Origin of the sequence: Anabaena sp. FACHB-1391, from assembly GCF_014696755.1 — a bacterium.
GTDB classification, from domain to species: Bacteria; Cyanobacteriota; Cyanobacteriia; order Cyanobacteriales; family Nostocaceae; genus Dolichospermum; species Dolichospermum planctonicum.
On record NZ_JACJQS010000056.1, the window covers coordinates 1 to 19,501 of the forward strand.

Consider the following 19,501-nt stretch of genomic DNA (forward strand, 5'->3'; position numbering starts at 1 on the left):
CAACTGTCAACTGTCAACTGTCAACTGTCAACTGTCAACTGTCAACTGTCAACTGTCAACTGTCAACTGTCAACTGTCAACTGTCAACTGTCAACTGTCAACTGTCAACTGTCTACTGTCAACTGTCAACTGTCTACTGTCAACTGTCAACTGTCAACTGTCAACTATGCTCAGTACATTGATTTTACTGCCGTTAATTGCTGCGGCTTTCATTGGTTTTTATCCTTCTACCATCTCTGGTAAACTAGCCCGAATTATAGCTTTAGTTTTTAGCGTTGTTATTTTTCTATGGAGTATTTTCATAGCCATTCAGTTTAACCCCAGAGACATTACTCAACAATTTGCAGAATCCCTACCTTGGGTAGATGCCATTGGCTTAAATTACAATCTGGGTATAGATGGTTTATCCCTGCCGTTATTACTTCTGAATGGACTATTAACTTGTATTGCTATTTATAGTAGTGATGAATCTCAACAACGTCCTAGATTTTACTATTCCTTAATTTTTCTCTTAACCACTGGGGTAATTGGAGCATTTTTAGCACAGGATTTATTATTATTTTTCCTGTTCTATGAGTTGGAATTAATACCCCTGTATTTGCTAATTGCCATTTGGGGAGGTGCAAGACGAGGTTATGCAGCCACAAAATTTCTCATTTATACCGCTTTTTCGGGAATCGTCATTTTAGCTAGTTTCCTGGGTATAGTTTGGTTAAGTGGTTCTTCCAGTTTTGCACTCTTGACCTTAAATACTCAAAATCTGCCCTTAGCTACTCAAATTTTACTCCTTGTAGGCATTTTGGTCGGTTTTGGCATTAAAATCCCCCTCTTTCCCTTCCATACTTGGCTACCAGATGCCCACGTTGAAGCTTCTACACCCATATCTGTTCTCTTGGCTGGAATACTACTGAAGTTAGGGACCTATGGCCTACTGCGATTTGGCATGAATTTGTTACCAGATGCTTGGGCTTATTTAGCCCCTTGGTTAGCTACATGGGCAGTAATTAGTGTTTTATTTGGAGCTTCTTGTGCTATAGCGCAAACAGATATGAAAAAAATGGTGGCTTATAGTTCTATCGGACACATGGGCTATGTCTTGTTAGCCGCCGCCGCATCTACTCCTCTAAGCGTATTAGGGGCAGTTATGCAAATGATTAGTCACGGATTAATATCCGCTATGTTATTCCTGTTAGTAGGAGTTGTCTATAAAAAAACTGGTAGCCGAGATTTAAACGTGGTTCGGGGACTACTCAATCCAGAACGCGGTTTACCCCTGATTGGTAGTTTAATGATTATGGGAGTCATGGCTAGTGCAGGTATACCCGGAATGGTGGGATTTATTGCCGAATTTATCGTTTTTCGCAGCAGTTTTGCAGTTTTCCCGGTCCAAACATTGTTGGGAATGTTAGGAAATGGTTTAACTGCCGTTTATTTCTTAAATCTTGTCAATCGTGCCTTTTTTGGACGGTTATCAGAGGAACTTTACAACCTACCTCGTGTTTACTGGAGCGATCGCCTTCCTGCTATTATTTTAGCTGTATTTATCCTCATTTTCGGCATTCAACCCACTTGGCTGGCACATTACACCGAAACCACAATTACCACCATGGTAAACACCAGTAATCTAGTACACAACAGTGAGCATAAAATAGCTATTCAAAATAGTTAAAAGGCCTATGATTCAGCCTTTTAACTTTTGAGTTCTAATTCAATTACAGGAGAAATAGTATGGTAAAAACTGAAAAAAAGCCCGCTTACAACCCCCTATCTGAGTATCTTGAACGCTTACAAAATGGTGGTGCATTACTCAAAGATAGCCCCGAAAACGTTTTAGAAGTTGTTGGCATTCTCAAAAGTTATGGTATAGTTTTAGATGCCTATTCTAAAAACCTCATTTACATCGCTGAACATCAATTTTTAGTGTTTTTTCCCTTCTTTAAATATTTTGATGGTGATGTTTCTTTTGCTAAATTAATCCGTCATTTATGGCATGATCGGATTAATTTTGAATATGCTGAATATTGCATGAAAACCATGATGTGGCATGGTGGTGGCGGTTTAGACAAATACTTAGATACTCAGGAGTTTCAAGATAGAGCAAAAACCGTTATTGCTGCTAAATTTAAATATAATCCCCTGCTGTTGGGATTAAATCAACTATTTCCTGAATTTTTAACAGAACAGTTACGAGTTTCAGCTTATTACACTGGTTTAGGTCAATTTTGGCGAGTTATGGCTGATATGTTTCTGAATTTATCAGACCGCTATGACAACGGCGAAATTAAATCTATTCCCCAAGTTGTAGAACATATTAAACTGGCTTTAGTTGCAGATGCAATTAAACCAATTACATACAGCGTCAAAATTGGTGGTAAAGTCTATGATATTATTCCTAAATCAGTTGGTTTAACCTTCCTTGCAGATACCGCAATTCCCTATGTAGAAGCAGTATTTTTTAGAGGAACACCATTTTTAGGAACAGTTTCTTTAAACGCCCAAGCATATCAAGTTCCTCCAGATCAATCTCGATTCCAATATGGTGCATTATACGCCGATCCTTTACCTATTGGTGGTGCGGGGATTCCCCCAACTTTATTAATGCAGGATATGCGTCATTATTTGCCAGAATATTTACATAGTATTTATCGTCGCAGTCTCAGGAGTGAAGATGATTTACGAGTACAAATTTGTATGAGTTTCCAAAAATCCATGTTTTGCGTCACCACGGCCGCAATTTTAGGACTTTTACCTTATCCATTAGATACTCAAGATCCATCTGAGAAAAAAGCCATTCAAGTTTATTTAGAAAAGTGGCTGTCAAGATTAGAAAACTCCCGGTTATTAGAAGTCAATAAATAGGCTAATATAACTACCCTATCATATTGCCAAAAAATAATTTTTGCGGATTTAAAAGAAAGAAATCTCTTGACACGAAGCTAGGACTGTGTTATCATAGTACCGACGAGGAAGAACTATCTTCACTGCATAAGCAATTTTAAATACCATTAAATAAAACAAGACTAATTGGGAGTTAGTTATAGATGACTCTTCTGGTTGTTGTCTGTGTCTGGAGTGGTTAGTTAAAAACCCCTTCAAGACTCAAATTGCTATAACATCAGCAGTTGCCACAAATACGTAGTATGAGTTATCATACTAATATTGCCTTTAAAAGTATTATTACCAGCTTGGATTCTTAAATTCCAGATTGGATCTGAATAACACTATATTTTCGGAAATACCACCCATATTCAATCAAAAAATAGTTCTTTACCGACAGTTTTTGTTAGTCGATGTAAATGGTTACGGTCAATTAATTTTTGTTAAGGAGCTTGCTTTTTTTAATTGGTAGTATAATATTTCTCGTTACTTTAAGTAAGTTGGCGTTAAAAAATCAACATATATAACCAAGTGTAAATTCAACAAATACCTTATAAATAGGTTATTTCAGGGTTTTAACAGAAAAATGTATGTTTATTTTATCGTGCTGAATTGCTGATTCATGCTGATTCGTTTTTGAGCGAACCCTAAATAGTGTGCATCTAAGTAACGCACGCTACAACTAACTTATCTTCATAATTACAATGAAAACATTTCCCATTACACTGTTTCAGATTGTTACTCTAACTGGTTTCTCTGCTTCTTTTTTATTAGCGACCAATCCTGCTTCAGCCATCAATTTGATCAAAAATGGTAGCTTTGAAAATTCATCATTAGGCAGTGGTTTTGGTTTTGTAGAACTATCGACTGATTCAACTGCCATTAATGATTGGAAAGTTACCAGTGGGGGTATTGATTATGTCAACGCATATTGGCAGAATTCCAATGGTAGTTTTAGTTTAGATTTAAGTCGTTTGGAAGCTGGGAGTATCGCACAAACTTTTGTGACTCAGCCAGGAAATCAGTATTCAGTTAGCTTCGATTTGGCTGGTAATCCGGAAGGTAATCCAACAGTTAAAACATTAAGGCTGTCGGCTGGGGGAAGTTCCCAGGATTTTACCTTTGATGTTACGGGGAAAACTTTCGCGAATATGGGATGGTTGTCCAAAACCTTTAGTTTTGTAGCCAGTGGTAATAGTACTACCCTTTCCTTTGCCAGTCTCGATAATACCGCCCATGGGCCTGTTTTGGATAATGTCGTCGTCACAGCAGTTCCCTGGGAAACCGACGCGCTCCCTGTTGTTGGTAGCACTGTTCTCTTTGGGTTTGGTTTGTGGTGCAAAAACAAGCTTTCTCAAAACAGAAGCAAAAGCTTGTAATTGCTGTTCTCGATTCGACAATTCATCTCTCTGAACAATAAAATCTCTATTTTATTTTGAATCTTTTACCAAATGATTGTTTAGGTTACTAATTGATAGTAACCTATTTTTTATATCTATGTTTGTTTTATATAAGAAAACGGAAATGCTGATAATGTAGAAATAGTGGATTACCATTAGGAGAAAATGACATGGAAAACAACTTACTACATAATCCCCATGCTGGTGAAATTTTAAAATATGAATTTTTAGAAGAATTAGACATCAGCGAAAATACTTTAGCTGTTAATTTAGGTTTAACTTATTCTACTATTCAAGGAATTATTACAGGTAAACTTAAAATGACGGCAGATATAGATTTACGTCTCTGTCGCTATTTTAGACTTTCAGATGGTTATTTTTTACGATTGCAAAACGCTTATGAAATAATGGAAGCAAAAAGAAATTTAGGAGAAATTTTAAATCAAATTATTCCTTATTAAAACAGAGGTTTTATCATGACTTTATCTTATATAGTATTAGAAGGTAATAAAAACCAAGAAATTCTAGAAAAATTACTGCCTAAAAATTTAATTCAAGATGTGAAAATAGTAGTAGGTGACAGTCAGTATGAAGTAAGATCATTAGCAAGTTCTCTAATTGCTACTAGACACATTCCTGTAATCTTAATTTTAGATGCTAATACAGATAACGAATCTCAAATATTTGAAAAAAGGGATTTAGTTAATTATTTATTACGTCGTGCTGCGGCTAAAACCCCTTTTCAAGTATCTTTAGCTATTCCCGAAATAGAAATTATATTTCTCCAAAATAAACCATTAATTGAAAAAATCGCCCAACGTCAATTTAATGATTTAGAATGGAAATTTGCTCAAAGTAAACCTAAAGAATTTTTAGAGACAGTTTTAGGCACAGAAAAATCAATCAATGAGAAAATATTTGGTAATATCAATGATGAAGAAATTAAGATATTACAACAACATTCATTAATACAAGAAATAATGATTTTCTTATCATCCCTTACTGTATCTTCTGTTGCAATTAACTAACCATATATTTGTAGGTTGGGTTGACGCAAGGAAACCCAACAACACCAACTATGATCAATCGTTTTTTCTAGTAATGGCAGAAAATGACAAAACCTGCCATAATATAGAAAATAACATTCACGGAAATCACCTCATGAAAAGTATGAATATTTCCTTACCTGACACCATGCGAGCTTACGTAGAACAACTGGTAGCACAAGGTGGTTACAGCAGTGTTAGCGAATACTTTCGGGAATTAGTACGACAAGACCAAAAACAAAGAGCAAAGGAACAACTACAGACCATGCTTTTAGAAGGATTAAATTCTGGAGAAGCTACAGAAATGACAGCACAAGAATGGGAAGATATTCGTCAAGCAGTCAGAGACAAAATTAACAACCGTCAAGGTGCAATTTAGCTTGTGATGTTTGAAATTAAAAAAAGACCTCAAGTTATCCGTGACTTGATAGATTTAGCAACCTACATAGCAGAAGATAATTCAGATGTTTCTGACCGCTTTTTAATAGCAGCAGAAACAACATTTAAACAATTAGCTAAAACTCCAGCTATGGGAAAAATCTGTCAATTTTCTCATCCTAATTTAACAGATCTTCGACAACAATCAATTAAAGGATTTAGAAAATATCTGATTTTCTATCGCATTTTTGAATCAGAAATTGATATTTTGCGAGTTATTCATAGTGCAAGAGATATCGGAACAATATTAGATGAGGATTTACAATTATGAACGTAGGTTGGGTTGACACAAGGAAACCCAACAATAACCAATAACAGGGTAACGTAGAATTAATGATAATAAATAATTAAAAGTAATGATTGTTTCTTTAATCAAGTTTAGGGTGCGTTACGCTGTCGCTAACACACCCTACGGATCTAAACTTCAACAAAAGTGGGAATATTTACCATTAAATCCTCCCTTTTCTCCCGAATTTCCCCAGAAAAATGCTTATCTATTAAATCTGCAACCTGTTCAGCTTTAACTTTACTATAACGAGTTTTATCAGGCATAACTAAATTAGGACCAGCTTTACAGTTTTTCATACAGCCAGTACCTTTAATAGCGACTGAATTTTCTAAACCATGATTTGTTAATTCTGACTCCAAAGCTTGACACAAAGCTTTACCTCCGCGCTTCATACAATCAGATTTTTGACAAACTAGAATTGTTTGCACTTTGTCCGGTTTCGTCTTAGCTAGATTTTGCTCTACAACCGTTCCCATATCAGCACTCGCAGCCATAACTCGTTCCGCTACCAATGTTACCTGATCTTTTTTGGCGTTGTATTGTTTTGTTCCCACAACTTGTAACCAAGTCCCTTGAGGTAAACGCAAATCAAAAGCACTCCGTAAATGTTTGGCTAATTTTATATAACATTCACCTTCGGAAGTCCATAATAACAAGCCTTTTAGCTTATATCCATCCTTGATGACAAAATCCAAAAATCTGCCCTCAAAACAAAATTCTGTTACTTGTGAATTAGTATATATACTCATTTTTCCCCTATCTAACTAAAATTTTTGGTAACGAATACACCAACAATTTTCAAGATTCCCAATCAAGTCTTGACGAGAAGCAGTAAATTGTTTAATTACACTCCAGAGTTGAATAGCTGCGGTGAGGTTATTTACTTCTACCATTAAAGGCTGGTTAGTATCACAAATACAAATTATATCTAATTCTTGTAAGCGTTGATAAACCTGCCAACGGTCTGCCCAATCTATATCAATAACGTGCTTTTTGTCTGTTTCTGAGCTAGAAGATTTCAAGTGGATAGCCCCCAAAATGCCATAAAATTGCAGTAAAACTAGAAACTCACAGCCTAAATTTACAACTTAGTGGGAGTTTAGCCTCTTTCTCTAGAATACACTAAGTGCAAAATATTGTCATTAATTTTGAGAAAAAATCTCATCTTTTTTAAATTGGTGGATATGCACATTTTGTGATTTAAGTCAATATATATAGCTACAAAGGTAGATATATTACAAAAATTGATGATTGCAATTACTAGTAATGTCAAAGTTTTTAATATTTAGTAGCCTTGTTTTTATTTTAAAAATGCTAAGATGTTAAAGGTAAGCAGTTAAAAACTATAACTCTTAAAAAGAGAGGAAAACCATGTCTGATACGCAAACTATATTACACAATTTTGGTCAGGTTTATGACAATCCTGTATTATTAGATCACAGTGTAACCGCACCAGTTGTTGAAGGATTCAATGTCGTATTAGCTAGTTTTCAGGCATTGTATCTACAATATCAAAAACATCATTTTGTAGTTGAAGGTGCGGAATTTAATTCCCTGCATGAATTTTTCAATTCCAGCTACAAAGAAGTACAAGATCACATTCATGAAATCGGTGAACGTTTAAATGGTTTGGGTGGAATACCAGCAGCAAGTTTTAGTAAATTAGCTGAATTATGCTGTTTTGAAACAGAAGCAGATGGTGTATTTTCGGCGCGAAAGATGGTAGAAAATGATCTAGTAGCCGAACAAGCATTAATTGGTGTAATTCGCCGTCAAGCTTCACAGGCTGAGAGTTTGGGTGATAGAGGTACAAGGTATTTGTACGAAAAAATCCTCTTAAAAACTGAAGAAAGAGCTTATCATTTAGCTCACTTCTTAGCCAAAGATAGTTTAACCTTGGGTTTTGTCCAACGGGCTGAAAACTAAACTTTTCGTAATCTCGATTCAACTAAACTTAAATGGTAAAAATTTTTAGTAATTGAGAATTTTACAAAATTAATCCTTTTGGCAGAAAAGTATAAATTATGCTTTCTGCCATTTTTTATAATGGCATATTTTTTATATTTAGCTAATTAAAGCTAATTAAAAATATTGTCATTTATCCATTTAAATATAAATGCAATTTCTTAAATATTTCACATATATCTAAAAATAAATTATTGATAATCTATGTCAAAAAGAATAATTAAGCAAATAAAAATATTTGGCAACAACTTGATTATTATAACTTATAACCAATAAATAAACACTTAACCTCTCTGCGTCTTTGCGCCCCTGCGTGAACAAAAAATATGAAAACTAGTCAGAAAAATCCTCCATATCCATAATTCTTTCCTCTGTTAGTGATAGCGAAGCACTGCTGCAAGCAGTTCGCTACCCGGAAAAGTTGATAATGAATGGCATGATAGGGGGTAAAGACCTTTAAAATAGTCCAAGATTTGTATTTTTGTCATCTAAGGTAAAAACTATGCCCCGTCGTCAAGACCTCAAAAAAATTCTCCTGTTAGGTTCAGGACCCATTGTCATTGGCCAAGCCTGTGAATTTGATTATTCTGGAACTCAAGCCTGTAAAGCTTTGCGAGAAGAAGGCTATGAAGTAGTGCTGGTCAATTCCAACCCAGCGACAATTATGACTGACCCCGAAACAGCAGACCGCACTTATATTGAACCGCTGACACCGGAAATAGTGGAAAAAGTTATCGCCAAAGAAAGACCAGATGCTTTGTTACCAACTATGGGTGGACAAACTGCGTTGAATTTAGCTGTGGCTTTGGCAAAAAATGGCGTTTTGGAAAAGTACAATGTTGAGTTAATTGGTGCGAAATTACCAGCCATTGAAAAAGCCGAAGATAGGAAACTGTTTAACGAGGCCATGGCGAAAATTGGCGTAGCAGTGTGTCCCAGCGGTACAGCTTCTACTTTAGAAGAATCAAAAGCGATCGCTTTAGAAATCGGTACATATCCCCTAATTATCCGTCCAGCCTTTACAATGGGGGGGACGGGGGGCGGTATCGCCTATAATCAAGAAGAATTTGAAGAAATGGCCCAGGTGGGTATTGACGCTAGTCCGGTTTCCCAAATTCTCATTGACCAGTCTTTATTGGGCTGGAAGGAGTATGAATTAGAGGTAATGCGAGATCTAGCCGATAATGTTGTTATTATCTGTTCTATTGAAAATCTCGACCCCATGGGGATTCATACAGGAGATTCTATCACGGTTGCCCCTGCTCAAACTCTCACCGATAAGGAATATCAACGGCTGCGGGACATGGCCATTAAAATTATCCGGGAAATTGGTGTAGAAACCGGTGGTTCTAATATCCAGTTTGCAATAAATCCCGAAAATGGTGATGTAGTCGTAATTGAAATGAATCCCCGTGTATCTAGAAGTTCGGCCTTATCTTCCAAAGCTACGGGTTTTCCTATCGCCAAAATTGCGGCTAAATTAGCGGTGGGTTATACGTTGAATGAACTACAAAACGATATTACCAAGAAAACCCCCGCTTGTTTTGAACCAACCATTGACTATGTTGTCACAAAAATTCCCCGGTTTGCATTTGAAAAATTCCCTGGTTCTGAATCGGTACTCACGACACAAATGAAGTCAGTGGGTGAAGCCATGGCCATTGGCCGCACATTTAATGAATCTTTTCAAAAGGCTTTGCGGTCTCTGGAAACAGGCCGCGCTGGTTGGGGTGCTGATAAGTCCGAAAAATTGCCCAGCGGTGAACAAATTCGCGCCCAGTTGCGGACACCAAACCCAGAAAGAATCTTTTCTGTACGTCATGCTATGCAATTGGGAATTAGTAATGAGGAAATTTACGAATTAACAGCCATTGACCCTTGGTTTTTAGATAAGTTACAAGAACTGCTAGAAATAGAAAAGTTTCTCAAACGCACTCCCTTAAAGCAGTTGACAAAAGAACAGATGTATGCTGTCAAAAGAAATGGCTTTAGCGATCGCCAAATAGCATATTGTACTAAAACTAAGGAAGACGAAGTTCGCACCTATCGCAAATACTTAGAAGTTATCCCTGTTTACAAAACCGTTGATACCTGCGCGGCGGAATTTGAAGCCCTGACTCCATACTATTATTCTACTTACGAAGAAGAAACGGAAGTATTACCTAGCGATAAACCCAAGGTGATGATTTTGGGAGGTGGTCCCAACCGTATTGGACAAGGGATTGAGTTTGATTATTGTTGTTGTCATGCTGCGTATTCTTTACATGATGCCGGGTATGAAACTATTATGGTCAATTCTAACCCAGAAACGGTTTCTACAGACTATGATACCAGCGATCGCCTCTATTTTGAACCGTTAACAAAAGAAGACGTTCTCAATATCATTGAAGCCGAAAATCCCCTGGGGATAATAGTCCAATTTGGTGGCCAAACACCATTAAAATTAGCTGTACCATTGCAAGAGTATCTTCAACAACAAGCAGCCATTTTTAATGTTTCACAAAATGGGGAAATCCAAAATCCAAAATCCAAAATCCAAAATCCCCAGATTTGGGGAACATCACCTGATTCTATAGACATGGCGGAAAACCGAGAACGGTTTGAAAAGATTCTTCAAGAATTAAATATCGCTCAACCGCCTAATGGTATGGCTAGAAGTTATGAAGATGCTTTAATTGTTGCCAAGCGTATTGGGTATCCAGTGGTGGTGCGTCCTAGTTATGTACTGGGAGGACGAGCAATGGAAATAGTTTATTCTGATACTGAGTTAGAAAGGTATATGACCTTTGCAGTTCAAGTAGAACCAGAACACCCCATTTTAATTGATAAATTCCTAGAAAATGCCATTGAAGTGGATGTAGATGCGATCGCCGATCACACTGGTAACGTTGTTATTGGTGGCATCATGGAACATATCGAACAAGCGGGTATTCACTCAGGTGATTCCGCTTGTACCTTACCTTCTATATCCCTATCTCCAGCAGTGCTAAACCAAATCCGTTTATGGACAGTACAACTAGCACAAGCTCTATCCGTAGTGGGATTAATGAATATTCAGTTCGCCATAGTTGGTAATAATAGTTATTCTCCCCAGGTGTATATTCTGGAGGCTAACCCCAGAGCATCACGGACAGTTCCCTTTGTATCTAAAGCAACAGGCGTACAATTAGCCAAACTCGCATCCTTGGTTATGTCGGGTAAAACCTTAGAGGAATTGAAATTCACTAAAGAAGTTATTCCCTCACATATAGCCGTTAAAGAAGCCGTTTTACCATTTAGTAAATTTCCGGGTACAGATACCATATTAGGTCCAGAAATGCGCTCAACAGGGGAAGTAATGGGCATTGATAGCGATTTCGGCCGCGCTTTTGCTAAAGCCGAATTAGGTGCGGGGGAAAAACTACCACTTCAGGGAACTGTATTTGTGTCTATGAGTGATAGAGATAAACCTTTAGCCGCAGATGTGATTAAAGAGTTTATTAAATTAGGCTTTACAATTATGGCCACCCAAGGTACACGCCAAATTCTGCAAAAAGCAGAGTTAGAGGTGACATCAATTCTTAAACTCCATGAAGGTCGTCCCCATGTTCTTGATGCTATCAAAAATGGCAACATTCAACTCATTATCAATACACCCTCTGGAGAAGAAGCTCATGCAGATTCTAAGTTAATTCGTCGCACAGCTTTAGGTTACAAAATCCCCATTATTACCACCATTGCTGGCGCTAGGGCTACAGTCGCTGCTATCCGTTCTCTGCAAAATACCACCTTAGATGTCAAAGTTATCCAGGAATACTGTCCTAAGAGTTAATTGTCAATTGTCAGTTATTTTTTTAAGACCTAAGCCCCAGTGACGAGAGAATGAACCACATTCTAGAAATAGAAGCGTTCAGCGCAGGTGTTGTCGAAGGATAGGACAGGAAGGAAAAAAGTAGGTTTCAACCGGATTTTACCTTTACCTCAGTCCTATTTTCTTAACCATGGACCATTAACACAAACATTAAGCAATTGTTACAAGAGAATAATTATGGTTATTATTGAGATATTTTAACAAATATGAGGAAGGAATTTTTTCGTGGAGAATTTGGCTCAAACCCTTTAAATCTACGATGTTCAGGAACTTGAGATTTTGAGGTGATGTCAGTTTGCTGGGAAAGTGCGGATTTTGCGGTAGTCAAATTATTCTCATAAATGTTACAATTCTTAATATCGCTAAAGACGCAAAAAATATCTGACTTGCTACCCTGTATCTAAGCTATAGATACTTGTAAAAACCAGGATATAACTGTAGTATTTAGCAGTAAAATACCTAATTTCCCAAAAGATGAGCAACAGTCTTTGACTAGGCGCTTTTGTTGTCAACCATCATCAGGGTTTCCTGTCCAATTAGGTAGCAACCTCCCAATACGATGATTCGGTTCACGAATCTATCAACACACAGCACACAATAGTGTAACCCACCATTACCAAAGAGTAGCGCCATGAAGACCGCTAAAACAGCCACCGACCTCGTGCGGACTTACCTGCGTGAGATTGGCCGTGTGCCACTCCTCACCCACGAAGAAGAGATTTTTTATGGTAAACAGGTGCAACGATCTACTGCCTTGCATGAGATCCGGGAAGGTCTTGCTACCCGGTTGGGTCATCCACCAAGTTTAGAAGCATGGGCCGCAGCGTCTGATTTAGAAGTATCAGAATTAAATCAGGCCATTTCCCAAGGTGAAATAGCCAAACGGAAAATGGTAGAGGCCAATCTCCGATTAGTTGTGTCTATTGCCAAAAAGTACATTAAGCGCAATGTTGATTTACTTGACCTCATTCAAGAGGGCAGTATTGGTATGCAAAGAGGTGTAGAAAAGTTTGACCCCACTAAAGGCTATAGATTCTCTACTTATGCTTATTGGTGGATTCGTCAAGCTATTACCCGTGCTATTGCCGAAAAAGCCCGGACTATTCGCCTACCTATTCATATTACCGAAAAACTCAATAAAATTAAAAAAGCCCAGCGTCAACTATCCCAAGGTCTGGGACGTGCGCCTACGATAGCTGAGTTATCCCAAGAATTAGACCTCACACCTAAACAGGTGCGAGAATATCTAGAAAAGGCTCGTCTGCCATTATCTCTAGATTTGCGTTTAGGAGATAATTATGATACTGAACTTGGGGAAATGTTAGAAGATACAGGTGCAACACCGGAAGATTTTGTCATGCAAACTTCCCTATCTTATGACTTAGAGCGGATGATGTCAGAACTCACCCCCCAACAACAGGATGTAATTAGTCTACGCTTTGGACTAAAAGATGGACAATCCTTAACTTTGGCTAAAATTGGTGAAGTCCTGAATATTAGCCGGGAACGGGTTCGTCAAATTGAACGCGAAGCTTTAAGTAAACTTCGCAAATCTAAAGCCACTATGAATGAATATCTTGCAAGTTAGTCGCTTGTTTTCTGCTTTCTTTATGGGTGGAGTTTCCCCACCCATACTAACCATACTAGTAGGTGAAAAAACCCCCATTTCTAGTACGGTTAAACCGACTCCCTCAAAGGGAATAATCTGCTATTATGATTAATATCATCTGTATAATAGTCAACTAAATCGAAGCAACGATACTATCAATTATTTCAGTCACAAACCCCATTGTTAGCAGTGACACTATAGGAGGTCAAGCATGAGTAACCAATCTAACCGAGTATCAGAATTTTTTAATAGTGAGTCGGAAGCAGGTAATTTATTATGGCAATACGTTAAATCATTAAGTCCAGATACAATTACTCAATTATCCAAACCCAGTTCCCACGAAGTTTTACAGGTCATGGAACGTAATATTATCGGACTTTTAGGAAATCTACCTTCTGAACAGTTCGGTATTACTATTTCTACCAGTCGAGAAAGCTTAGGTCGCTTATTAGCATCCGCGATGATTAGTGGTTACTTTCTGCGGAATGCAGAGCAAAGGATGGGTTTTGATATGGTTGTACAAGCAACAGAAGCGAATAATAGCGCTGAATAATATTATTGTAGCTTAGGAAAATTATCAAAACAAAGATCAACTCGGTAGAGATATAATTAATCTGCCGAGTTTTTTGATTATTTATTGGTAGTTGGTAGGTAATATTATATGAATGAAACCAATTTTTCTATTCCTCATAAAATTATTGGTGTTGCTGTTATTTGGAATGACCAAAAACAAATTTTAATTGACCGTCGGCTTCCCCAAGGTACAATGGGTGGTTTATGGGAATTTCCAGGAGGAAAAATCGAAATTGGTGAAACTATTCAAGAGTGTATTAAACGGGAAATCTCGGAAGAGTTGGGAATAGAAATTGCAGTTGGAGAACATTTAATTACTATTGATCATACTTATGCTCATTTACGGGTGACTTTAACGGTACATCATTCTCAACATTTAACAGGTATTCCCCAAACTATAGAATGTGATGAAGTTCGCTGGGTAAGTTTGGACGAATTAGATAATTTTAATTTCCCAGAAGCGAATGGGGAAATTATCACAGCTTTAAGGAAATATGATCAGGAAAATTGATAAATTAGACATTTATTCCCAATATTTACACATCTTTAAACCTGCATTTAGATCCCCTACTTTTAAGTTAATCTTTGGTAAATAATAATTTATCAAAGAAGTCGGGGATCTTTTGTTTGTGTTATGATAAAAATCAAATATTGTTAACCCTTTTTTCAACAATCAAAGGTAACAATCTATTAACACTATTTATTTGTTACTAATAATTTTCTACAATAGTTAAAAGGACTTTTATTAAAGGTGTAGGTAAAAAATGTCTAAAACCGTTGCTGACGTGATGAGTCGTGATCCTATACTCGTCCGTCCTCAAACTCCCTTAAAAGAAGCTATCCAGATTTTAGCAGAAAAACGAATTAGCGGTTTACCTGTAATTGATGACGCAGGTAAATTAGTGGGGATTATATCAGAAACAGACTTGATGTGGCAAGAAACCGGTGTAACTCCACCCGCTTATATTATGATTTTGGATAGTGTGATTTATTTACAAAATCCCGGTACTTATGAACGAGATTTACATAAGGCTTTAGGACAAACTGTAGGAGAAGTTATGAGTAAAAATCCCGTGGCTATTTCTCCTGATAAATCATTAAGAGAAGCAGCACAATTGATACAAAATCACCAGGTTCAGCGTCTCCCTGTTCTTGACAATGGGGGTAACGTCATTGGTATTCTCACTCGTGGTGATATTATTCGTGCTATGGCTACTGACTAAGAAGCACCAGAAGATTAACGGACAAATGACATAGGATAATTAAATGGCTGTTTCGGCTGATACTATCAAAACATTACTAGATTCTGACAATTTGGGCGATCGCTTACGTGCGGTTAATCAAATCCGCGAACTAGAACCACACATCGGTTTAGAGTTAATACAGATTGCTATAGGTGATAGCAGTGCGCGGGTACGTTATGCTGCGGTCAGTCAAATGGACACCCTGGGAAAACAGGATTTACCATTATCCTTGACAATATTACGGGGTTTACTTTATGATCCCGAAGCAGATGTGCAAGCAGCCGCAGCAGACTGTTTAGGTGCGCTAAAATTACATGATGCTTTTGAGGACTTACAAAAGCTTTACCAAGAAACATCAGAATGGTTAGTCCAGTTTAGCATTATTGCGACCTTGGGAGAATTAGGAGATCCACGCGGCTTTGAACTACTCAAAGAAGCAATTTCTTCAGATAATGGCTTAATACAAACTGCGGCCATTAGTTCTTTTGGTGAGTTGGGAGATACAAAAGCAGTTCCTCTCCTCGTTCCATACTGCACTAATCCAGATTGGCAAGTGCGTTACAGAGTTGTGCAAGCGTTGACTCGCTTAAATAGTGAGGATGCTAAAACTATTCTAGCCAATTTAGTAAATGATGAAGTGGAAGCTATTTCTCATGAAGCTAAAAAAGCTTTACAGTTAGTTTAGCCTAGTAGTTGCGTTTATTCGATAAAGCGCAACTGCTGAACTCATTTTTCTAATTTCTCAATTTTTCTAAATAACTTGATTTTTGATTGATATCAAAAACTTGATCATTAGACATCAGGTGAAAATTAAAAAATTAAATATGTGTTATCTGTAACACTTAACTCTTTTAGAGACGTTCCATAAAACGTCTCTACATTTTTTATCTTTCGCGGAAATTTCTCTTAACCCCCATATACCTGCGGCCAAGTCGTCACTACAAATACTATAACCGCACTGATAGCTAGGATACCTTGAATCAAATTTCCCACCACCGTTCCCACGGTAATTCCGATACCAGCTTTTACCGCAGACCATAATCGTCTTTGGTAAAGGAACTCACCCACAATTGCACCTAATAATGGTCCAAATAGAATTCCCAATAATGGTCCACCAAAGGGTAAAGCGGGTAATAATCCCAAAAATCCCATTAATAAACCCACAAAAGCGCCAATTTGTCCCCACTTACTAGCACCTGCTTGTTTAGCCCCAATGTAACCAGCAAGGAAATCAACTCCCGTACTCAGAAGTAAAACAATGATTGTCACAATCAGGGGAATTTTAATAGCAGCAAAGGAATGACTGACCATTCCCCAGATGATAATAGATATTAAAATCAGGCTGCTTCCAGGGATAGCAGGAACTACAGCACCAATAATTCCCACTAACATTATAGCCAATAATAGCCAATAAATAATCTGCATAATTAATTTAAGAGTCGGAAGTTAGAAGTCGGAAGGAAGAAAAAAATTACTCATTACTAAGAGTAACAGCTAATTTATCCGTAATTCCCGCAGTCCAGTTTTCATCTTGTTTAGTATAACTGCACGGTTGATTTGCTGCTAAAATTAAAACTCTTTACTTTACCAACGGAATGTTAAATGAGTGTATCTGCTGATATTATAAAAGAATTACTGGATTCTAACAACTTAGGCGATCGCTTAAGTGCAGTTAATCAAATACGCGAATTAGAACCACATATCGGTTTAGAATTAATACAAATTGCTATATTACTTACTCCTGCATCATAACTATACCCCAAATTAATCTACTTATTCGCGCCTTTGCTCCTGAGCGTCTTAGCGCGAAACCTTGATCAAAAATCAAGCATAATTAACCATTATCAAACAAAGAAAAAAACACTATGAACACACAACCCCTCCCCCTCCCCCTCTGCGTCGGAGTTCTCGGCTTCGGTGGACTCGGCCAAGCAGCAGCCAAACTCCTTTCCAGCAAACGGGAAATGATTCTCGTCGCCGCCGCAGACCAAAAAGGTTACGCTTACTCTAGAGAAGGCTTAAACACCCAAGCTTGTATCACGACCTACCAAAATCAAGGTACAGTGGGTTATTTAGAATCCGTTGGGACTTTAAGCAACAACAGTATTCAAGATTTAATCACCACCAGTCAGCCTGTAGATGGTTATTTTCTGGCTTTACCCAACCTTCCTAATGATTTTATTCCTTCGGTAGCTAAACAGTTCATTCAAGCCGGTTGGCGCGGTGTCCTGGTTGATGCTATAAAACGCACCAGTGCCGTAGAACAACTTTTAGCGATGAAAGATGAACTACAAGCAGCGGGAATTACTTACATGACTGGCTGTGGTGCTACTCCGGGACTGTTAACCGCCGCTGCCGCTTTAGCCGCTCAAAGTTACGCTGAAGTCCACAAAGTAGAAATTACCTTTGGTGTAGGAATTGCTAACTGGGAAGCTTACCGTGCTACTGTGCGGGAAGATATTGGCCACATACCCGGTTATACTGTAGAAACTGCTAGAGCCATGACAGACCCAGAGGTAGAAGCATTACTAGATAAAACCAATGGTGTGTTAACTTTAGCGAATATGGAACACGCTGATGATGTGATGTTAGAAATAGCGGGTATTTGTTCACGGGATAGAGTCACAGTTGGTGGTGTCGTTGATACCCGTAATCCCCAAAAACCTCTCAGTACAAATGTGAAAGTTACCGGACGCACCTTTGAGGGGAAAATATCCACTCACACCTTCACATTAGGGGATGAAACCAGCATGGCCGCCAATGTGTGTGGTCCAGCCTTTGGTTATCTTAAAGCTGGTCAAGAATTGCATAATAGGGGCATTTCTGGCTTATTTACCGCAGCGGAAATCATGCCAAAGTTTGTAAAATAGGTGATTGGTAAAAAACAAAAAAACAAAATCCCCGACTTCTTTAAGGAGTCCGGGATCTAAACCTAGTACAACCGTGAAATCAATATCGCACTTTTTAACTTATAGGACTTACGCGCAATTTGCTTCTTCATGAACTACTAAGGAGCGAAGGACGGGGCTTGTGTCCTATGTTTTTGGTCATATACCTTAAATGACATAGGTATTGGTCAATTAATTCTGTATACTTATATTCTGTTTCATTTACATTATCTTTTGTGATCTTTTGTGACTAGAAATCGTGAACCTTTAGTTAGTTTAGCACTGTATCACGCTTTTAAGTGGTCGGTGATTAGCCCCTTGCTACACACATACTTCCGGGGCAAAATTTATGGCGCGGAAAATGTCCCCCAAACAGGTCCTGTAATCATAGTTAGTAATCATGCTAGTTATTTTGACCCACCTATAGTTTCCAGTTGTGTCCGTCGTCCAGTCGCTTACATGGCCAAAGAAGAATTATTTAAAGTTCCTGTTTTAGCACAAGCAATTAAATTATACGGTGCTTACCCCGTCAGTCGCGGTACTGCTGACCGCAATGCTATCCGTGCGGCTCTAGAATATTTAGAGAATGGTTGGGCTGTGGGTGTATTTTTAGAAGGTACACGCACTCCAGATGGTCGCATAAGTGACCCAAAAAGAGGTGCAGCCCTCCTGGCAGCTAAGGCCAAAGCTCCTTTTTTACCAGTGTGTTTATGGGGAAGTGAGCAGATTTTACAACCCGGTTCTTCTTTACCTCGTCCCGTACCTTTGACTATTAGAATTGGTCAATTAATTGACGCTCCCAGTTCTAATAATAAGGAAGAATTGGAAAGAGTGACTCAAAAATGCGCTGCGGTAATTAATGAAATGCACGATTTGGGCAGGTAAAATTTAAAAAGGAGATGCACTATAGCATTTCCTTTCTCAGTCAGGTACAGGAATCAGCAATAAACCGCAGATAAACCCAGATAAACCCAGATAAATCTGTACCTGGGTCGAGTAAGAACCTTACGCCAAATAATCAGCTAAATATCAAAAAATTAATTTATAATAAAATTATTATCTAAATAATATCAAAGTTAGACTAATGCAACCAGACAATGTACAAGTAGGCTTATTTGGATTAACTCATTCCAATAGAGACTTTTCTCAAAGAGAAAGTTGGGGAAAAAATCAATTTAATAATTCTTTTCCCGCATCCTTAGCTTGTTATACAGCACTTCCCGGTGTTATGAGGTACAGTAACAACAATTAGTGAACCAATTTTTTAAATGTTGAGGATTCATCAAATCGAGAGCAACAGAAATAACTTTATCAACTATTTC

20 protein-coding genes and 2 pseudogenes are annotated in these 19,501 nt (G+C 37.8%); 18 read left to right on the forward strand and 4 right to left on the reverse strand.

The window, feature by feature from the left end; translation table 11 throughout:
- Window positions 1–166: 166 nt before the first annotated feature.
- The 7 genes from H6F62_RS19155 to H6F62_RS19185 all read left to right on the forward strand — a co-directional run bounded on the left by H6F62_RS19155 (window position 167) and on the right by H6F62_RS19185 (window position 6,032).
- Complete coding sequence (locus H6F62_RS19155; RefSeq protein WP_137906563.1) at window positions 167–1,669, forward strand: NADH-quinone oxidoreductase subunit M; 1,503 nt, start codon at window positions 167–169, stop codon at window positions 1,667–1,669.
- Between the two features lie 59 nt (window positions 1,670–1,728).
- Entirely contained in the window at window positions 1,729–2,859 is a 1,131-nt protein-coding gene (locus tag H6F62_RS19160) for a CO2 hydration protein (RefSeq protein WP_137906562.1), read from the forward strand.
- Window positions 2,860–3,581: 722 nt separating this feature from the next.
- Window positions 3,582–4,256, forward strand: a complete 675-nt coding sequence (locus H6F62_RS19165) for a choice-of-anchor C family protein (protein WP_190372735.1) — start codon at window positions 3,582–3,584, stop codon at window positions 4,254–4,256.
- Window positions 4,257–4,447: 191 nt separating this feature from the next.
- Entirely contained in the window at window positions 4,448–4,738 is a 291-nt protein-coding gene (locus H6F62_RS19170) for a HigA family addiction module antitoxin (RefSeq protein WP_137906558.1), read from the forward strand.
- Window positions 4,739–4,753: 15 nt separating this feature from the next.
- Complete coding sequence (locus H6F62_RS19175) at window positions 4,754–5,305, forward strand: hypothetical protein (RefSeq protein ID WP_190372736.1); 552 nt, start codon at window positions 4,754–4,756, stop codon at window positions 5,303–5,305.
- Between the two features lie 73 nt (window positions 5,306–5,378).
- A complete protein-coding gene (locus H6F62_RS19180; protein ID WP_228036400.1) occupies window positions 5,379–5,702 on the forward strand; it encodes a type II toxin-antitoxin system ParD family antitoxin in 324 nt (107 codons plus the stop codon).
- A gap of 6 nt (window positions 5,703–5,708) precedes the next feature.
- Window positions 5,709–6,032 carry a type II toxin-antitoxin system RelE/ParE family toxin gene (locus tag H6F62_RS19185; protein WP_190372737.1) on the forward strand — a complete coding sequence of 108 codons (324 nt, stop codon included), beginning with the start codon at window positions 5,709–5,711 and terminating at the stop codon, window positions 6,030–6,032.
- A gap of 146 nt (window positions 6,033–6,178) precedes the next feature.
- Here the strand turns inward: H6F62_RS19185 and H6F62_RS19190 are convergent, their stop codons facing one another.
- Entirely contained in the window at window positions 6,179–6,799 is a 621-nt protein-coding gene (locus H6F62_RS19190) for a (2Fe-2S) ferredoxin domain-containing protein (RefSeq protein ID WP_190372738.1), read from the reverse strand.
- A gap of 15 nt (window positions 6,800–6,814) precedes the next feature.
- Entirely contained in the window at window positions 6,815–7,072 is a 258-nt protein-coding gene (locus H6F62_RS19195; protein WP_137906555.1) for an Asr1405/Asl0597 family protein, read from the reverse strand.
- A gap of 349 nt (window positions 7,073–7,421) precedes the next feature.
- Here H6F62_RS19195 and H6F62_RS19200 point away from each other — a divergent pair, with 349 nt between their 5' ends.
- The 7 genes from H6F62_RS19200 to nblB all read left to right on the forward strand — a co-directional run bounded on the left by H6F62_RS19200 (window position 7,422) and on the right by nblB (window position 15,976).
- A complete protein-coding gene (locus H6F62_RS19200) occupies window positions 7,422–7,976 on the forward strand; it encodes a Dps family protein (protein WP_137906554.1) in 555 nt (184 codons plus the stop codon).
- A gap of 541 nt (window positions 7,977–8,517) precedes the next feature.
- A complete protein-coding gene (gene carB / locus H6F62_RS19205; RefSeq protein ID WP_190372739.1) occupies window positions 8,518–11,826 on the forward strand; it encodes a carbamoyl-phosphate synthase large subunit in 3,309 nt (1,102 codons plus the stop codon).
- Window positions 11,827–12,496: 670 nt separating this feature from the next.
- Window positions 12,497–13,453 (forward strand): RNA polymerase sigma factor, RpoD/SigA family, encoded by a 957-nt coding sequence (locus tag H6F62_RS19210; protein ID WP_028084705.1) that lies wholly within the window; start codon window positions 12,497–12,499, stop codon window positions 13,451–13,453.
- Window positions 13,454–13,685: 232 nt separating this feature from the next.
- Window positions 13,686–14,027, forward strand: coding sequence for a DUF760 domain-containing protein (locus H6F62_RS19215; protein WP_190372740.1), 342 nt, complete (start codon window positions 13,686–13,688; stop codon window positions 14,025–14,027).
- A gap of 108 nt (window positions 14,028–14,135) precedes the next feature.
- On the forward strand, window positions 14,136–14,558 hold the full coding sequence (gene mutT / locus H6F62_RS19220; RefSeq protein ID WP_190372741.1) for an 8-oxo-dGTP diphosphatase MutT: 423 nt from the start codon (window positions 14,136–14,138) through the stop codon (window positions 14,556–14,558).
- Window positions 14,559–14,811: 253 nt separating this feature from the next.
- Window positions 14,812–15,270 carry a CBS domain-containing protein gene (locus H6F62_RS19225; RefSeq protein WP_137906550.1) on the forward strand — a complete coding sequence of 153 codons (459 nt, stop codon included), beginning with the start codon at window positions 14,812–14,814 and terminating at the stop codon, window positions 15,268–15,270.
- A 43-nt stretch (window positions 15,271–15,313) separates the two neighbouring features.
- A complete protein-coding gene (gene nblB / locus H6F62_RS19230; protein ID WP_137906549.1) occupies window positions 15,314–15,976 on the forward strand; it encodes a phycobilisome degradation protein NblB in 663 nt (220 codons plus the stop codon).
- A 221-nt stretch (window positions 15,977–16,197) separates the two neighbouring features.
- On the opposite strand, the gene H6F62_RS19235 is transcribed toward nblB, so the two are convergent.
- A complete protein-coding gene (locus H6F62_RS19235; protein WP_137906548.1) occupies window positions 16,198–16,716 on the reverse strand; it encodes a DUF456 family protein in 519 nt (172 codons plus the stop codon).
- A 46-nt stretch (window positions 16,717–16,762) separates the two neighbouring features.
- Window positions 16,763–16,867, reverse strand: a pseudogene (locus H6F62_RS19240) (cofactor assembly of complex C subunit B); the annotation flags it as partial.
- A 26-nt stretch (window positions 16,868–16,893) separates the two neighbouring features.
- On the opposite strand from H6F62_RS19240, the pseudogene H6F62_RS19245 reads away from it, so the two are divergent.
- The 4 genes and pseudogenes from H6F62_RS19245 to H6F62_RS19260 all read left to right on the forward strand — a co-directional run.
- Window positions 16,894–17,022, forward strand: a pseudogene (locus H6F62_RS19245) (HEAT repeat domain-containing protein); the annotation flags it as partial.
- 134 nt (window positions 17,023–17,156) lie between these two features.
- Complete coding sequence (locus H6F62_RS19250; protein ID WP_137906547.1) at window positions 17,157–18,161, forward strand: saccharopine dehydrogenase-like oxidoreductase; 1,005 nt, start codon at window positions 17,157–17,159, stop codon at window positions 18,159–18,161.
- 264 nt (window positions 18,162–18,425) lie between these two features.
- Entirely contained in the window at window positions 18,426–19,064 is a 639-nt protein-coding gene (locus tag H6F62_RS19255) for a lysophospholipid acyltransferase family protein (protein ID WP_190372742.1), read from the forward strand.
- A gap of 199 nt (window positions 19,065–19,263) precedes the next feature.
- Window positions 19,264–19,431 (forward strand): HindVP family restriction endonuclease, encoded by a 168-nt coding sequence (locus H6F62_RS19260; RefSeq protein ID WP_242026087.1) that lies wholly within the window; start codon window positions 19,264–19,266, stop codon window positions 19,429–19,431.
- The last annotated feature ends 70 nt before the right edge of the window (window positions 19,432–19,501 follow it).